We start from the raw sequence: 4,118 nt of genomic DNA on the forward strand, positions 1-4,118 counted from the left end.
CTCTTGGCACTGACGACCTGACGGCCTTCAACCTTGGCACCAAGCTCGCGGGCAAACTCACCGATAATGGCATTGTTGATATCGCCTGTAACCGGTTGGATATCCCATGGCAAAACCAGTTCTGACGGGCTTATCTCACCTTCAGCCGGGTGATAGCGAAATGAAGGCAGTAGCGGTTTACGGGCAACTTCACCCGGTGCGATAAGTTGGTCAATTTCAAAGATGTTGATTGGGCTTGTTTCGAGTTCGTCGGTGATTGGTGTATAAGCGACAACAGTGTGGGTTGTACCTAAATCGATACCGACTAGATAACGAGGGGAAGACATTGGTTACTCCGTTAATATTACGGCGCATCTAGGATGCGCCGTAACAGGGTAGGGATTACTTTTCTCGAACGTCGAATTCTACCTGCCATTTCTGGCCGCCATCAGTTGGGATGGCTTCAAGGCATAGCGTGCCAAGCTCAGTCACACGGGACGCAAGGCGGACAGGAACAACTTCGCCTGCAGTACGGCCGTTTGATACTGGTAGTGTTACCTGAATGGCTGGTAGTTCTTCCAGCTCTTCTGGTTGCCACCAGTCAAGGTGAGTACCGGCTGGGTCTTCACGGCGCACCGTTGAACCGAAGAACTTGAATTGTACCGGCTGACCTATGACCAGGCCAAATTCGCGGCTAGGAACGTCAGCGTGCGTACCTTCTTCCATACCGAATGGTGCAACACAAAGCGCTTCAAGCGGCGGCTCCATACCAGGGATTGCCGGCATAGAGCTTTCGATACCCACATAGTAGCTGCTTGCAATACCACCGCGGATGCGAACGCCTTTACCTTTGCGTACTGAACCGTAGTAAGAGGCACCGCTTGCAACAGCCAGATCAAGGTCCAGGCCTTCAAGTAGTTTAGCTTCGTTACTGCCACCAGCTGTTAGCCAGCTGTTAATGATAGACAGCAGACGCTTGGACAGAAGGTCTGACTTAAGTACACCGCCGTTAAACAAAATTGCTGTCGGACGAATGAAGTCTTCATGCAATTGGTCGTATTTTTCAAACAGCTCGTCAACAGCTGAAGACTGGCGGCTCAGGAAGCCAGCAACATGGCGTGATACCGCCGCATCTTGTGCGTATGGCAGGCCCATCTGGGTCAGAGCGCCACGCTGCATTTCAACAGGGTGCTCTTCAATGCTGTTTTGAGGGAAGAAGCCCTCTACCAGTGTTTGCTGAACTTCTTCTTGGGTCAGCTCGGTCTGTAGTGTGCCGCCAAGAAGCTTCGAGCCGCGACTCGGGACAACAATTGGCACCGCTTGCAGCTCTGAATCGCTTAGCAGAGCTTCTTTGGCATCACGACAAGCGTGAGTAATCGCCTGGATCTGCCATGGCTGAAGCTGTTTGCCTTCCTGAGCCAGCTTCATCTTCAAGCGATATGCCAGCGCCAGATCCATGTTGTCACCACCAAGCAGGATGTGATCACCAACCGCTACACGGTTCAGCGTCAGGTTTCCTTCTTCTTCAGTAACAGCAACGAGTGAAAGGTCAGTAGTACCACCACCGATATCAACCACCAGAATTACATCACCGACTGATACTTGATCGCGCCAGGTGTCATCATTGTTCTTCAGCCAGCTGTATACGGCTGCCTGCGGCTCTTCTAGCAGCGTCATGTGCTTGAAGCCAACGCTACGGGCAGCTTCAGCCGTCAGATCTCGTGCCGCCGGGTCGAAAGAAGCTGGTACCGTGATGGTGACATCCTGCTCGAACAGCGGTGTGTCAGGGTGCTGGTTGTTCCAGGCTTCTGCCAGGTGCTCCAGATAGTTACGAGTGGCATCGATAGGAGAGGCTTTGGTAACTTCTTCCGGGCTGTTCAGTGGCAGGAAGGCATCACGACGGTTTACACCACCGTGACATAGCCAGCTCTTTGCACTGGCGATAAGGCGGATAGGTGTTTTGCTGCCCAGTGTGCGTGCCATGGCACCGACAATTGCTTTCGGCTGCGCATTCCACGGCAGGGCAGTATCGCCTTCTGCGAGTTCAGACTCATGAGCCTGATACATAAATGACGGCAGCTGATCTTTTTCTTCAACATTACCCGGTGTGGTAAGTTGGGCGATCGGCATGACGTTGACTTTTGCTTCTTCATCTTGCAGATCGACATAAGACAGTACGCAGTGGGTGGTGCCTAGGTCGATACCAACGCTAAAACGATGTTCTTGTGTATCTTGCATTACAGTTCTACCTCAGCGGCGGCAATAATACTTGCATCATGACCGTCTGCCAGTTTAGGCAATTTAACGTCGGTCACTTTCCAGCCGCGATGGATAAGGGTTCCGGTGAAAGGTGCTTCGCCAATGACATTACCCGTTAGGCGCACTTCGGAGGCATTGAAGCCTTGTGGTAGGGTAATGCGTGTCTCTTCGTCTTCGGAACGAACAGGAGCAAAGCTGAAGTATTCGTTTAGGACTTTCTGGCCACCTTCGTGAATAACACGAGCAGCAGCGCCGATTTCTGCATCAGCAAAACCTTTCAGGTCTTCTTGCATGAAATCAATAAAACGGGCTTCTTGCTGAAGCAGAGAAAGTAGCTGTAGAGCTGCATCCGGAGTCGCTGTTTTTAGCTTCGGTTCAACTTCTACAATTTTCTCAACGATCTTTTCAACTTCTACGATCTTCTCTACAGGTTTTTCAACCTCAACGATTTTCTCTACTTCGACTTCTTTTTCGACAACTTTCTCGACTTCAACTGGTTTGCCTTTTTTGGCGATATAAAGAACCAGTAACACTAATACCAGACCGCCTAACCAAGCGTGCCCCATATCAATTGTTGTCGGCATTGCCGATAAATCCACAGTCATTTTAGAAAAATCAAAAGCCATATCCGTCTTCTCTTTACAGTGAAAAATCGATTCACTATGAACAATTTGGGCTGAATACTAACATACTCATCCTGCATTACATCTAGGGCGGACCTTTTTTTACTTCAATTTCTGTAAGAATTGATGCCTTAGATTAATTTGCAACCAATCAAGGGTTTGACATAACTCTGTCATTGTATGTATATCAAGATGTTATTCTACAGCGCCCATATCAGTTTTCATGAAATCTTTGATTGCTCCCTTTCATTTTTAGTCTATTTTTCACGACTTTGTCAGTATTCTGCTGATCCCTTGGCTAATTTTGTTCAATCAGACTGAGCTGATGTTGGCATCATGGGGGAGTTTTGCGTAATTATGCGCCCGAAGCGGTGCGTATTGGTAACCAGAGCCAGTGGAAAATCATTACAATGTGTGTTTTGTCCGGTTATTGCGATGTATTTTGGGTACACTTGCGGTAGATTTAGATAATTGCTTTAACGAACCATCAGGCTGAATTATGTCATCAGATTATTACGGCACCAGTGCCGCTTATGCCCGCAAAGAACAAGGTTACCGTGAAAAAGCGCTGAAGCTTTATCCTTGGGTTTGCGGTCGTTGTACCAGAGAGTTTGTTTACTCCAACCTTCGTGAACTGACGGTACACCATGTCGATCATGATCATACCAATAACCCGGAAGACGGCAGCAACTGGGAGTTGCTATGCCTGTTTTGCCATGATCACGAGCACGAAAAATATACCGAGCATGATCAGCAGACTGGCAGTGTGATCAAAGCAGGTGAAGATGATCACGAAGCGGCGACGTTTAATCCATTTGCTGATTTAAAAGCAATGATGGAAAAGAAGAAATAAGCCTTGCCAATAGAAAAATTCACTGGCGGAACATGCCAGTGAATTTATCATTTAATCCCTTTCGACACTTATTGTTGATGACTATTCATAACTAATCCGCAGTGCATTTCTCGCCTCGAGGTTTTCCTTAGCATATTGCGGTGCTTCTCCTAGTACATCGCGGCTGCCTTGTTCACTTGTGCCTCTGACTTTGACCGAAGTGATCGCCCAGTTGTCATTAGCGCGGCTCAATGAGAATTCGTAATGACCGGACACAGCCCAGAAGCCTTCAGCTCCAAGCCAGTGGTTGGCCGTGAAGTCTACAGTGGCATTGGCCGTATCATCACTGATATCCACTTTCATGTTGCTTAAATCATGGTACGTTGTATCAAATCCCGGGAGGAATCCAGCCCATTGTTTCATTA

4 protein-coding genes and 1 pseudogene are annotated in these 4,118 nt (G+C 48.4%); 1 reads left to right on the plus strand and 4 read right to left on the minus strand.

The window, feature by feature from the left end:
- The 3 genes and pseudogenes from MHN01_RS18650 to MHN01_RS18660 all read right to left on the minus strand — a co-directional run.
- Positions 1–326, minus strand: a pseudogene (locus MHN01_RS18650) (molecular chaperone DnaK); the annotation flags it as partial.
- Between the two features lie 55 nt (positions 327–381).
- Positions 382–2,217 (minus strand): Hsp70 family protein, encoded by a 1,836-nt coding sequence (locus tag MHN01_RS18655; RefSeq protein WP_239412725.1) that lies wholly within the window; start codon positions 2,215–2,217, stop codon positions 382–384.
- On the minus strand, positions 2,217–2,843 hold the full coding sequence (locus MHN01_RS18660) for a DUF2760 domain-containing protein (protein ID WP_239412727.1): 627 nt from the start codon (positions 2,841–2,843) through the stop codon (positions 2,217–2,219). Before MHN01_RS18660 ends, MHN01_RS18655 begins: the two co-directional genes overlap by 1 nt.
- Before the next feature lie 517 nt (positions 2,844–3,360).
- Here MHN01_RS18660 and MHN01_RS18665 point away from each other — a divergent pair.
- Positions 3,361–3,714 (plus strand): YajD family HNH nuclease, encoded by a 354-nt coding sequence (locus MHN01_RS18665; RefSeq protein ID WP_075762063.1) that lies wholly within the window; start codon positions 3,361–3,363, stop codon positions 3,712–3,714.
- Positions 3,715–3,795: 81 nt separating this feature from the next.
- Here MHN01_RS18665 and MHN01_RS18670 read toward each other — a convergent pair.
- Positions 3,796–4,118 (minus strand): nuclear transport factor 2 family protein (locus MHN01_RS18670; RefSeq protein ID WP_239412726.1); only part of this gene is annotated, 323 nt, incomplete at its 5' end.

Origin of the sequence: Photobacterium sp. OFAV2-7, from assembly GCF_022347985.1 — a bacterium.
In the GTDB taxonomy this organism is placed as follows: domain Bacteria; phylum Pseudomonadota; class Gammaproteobacteria; order Enterobacterales; family Vibrionaceae; genus Photobacterium.

Coding starts and splice junctions, on each gene's coding strand:
- MHN01_RS18655 (WP_239412725.1), bottom strand. CDS start 2,217: ATGCAAGATACACAAGAACATCGTTTTAGCGTTGGTATCGACCTAGGC.
- MHN01_RS18660 (WP_239412727.1), bottom strand. CDS start 2,843: ATGACTGTGGATTTATCGGCAATGCCGACAACAATTGATATGGGGCAC.
- MHN01_RS18665 (WP_075762063.1), top strand. CDS start 3,361: ATGTCATCAGATTATTACGGCACCAGTGCCGCTTATGCCCGCAAAGAA.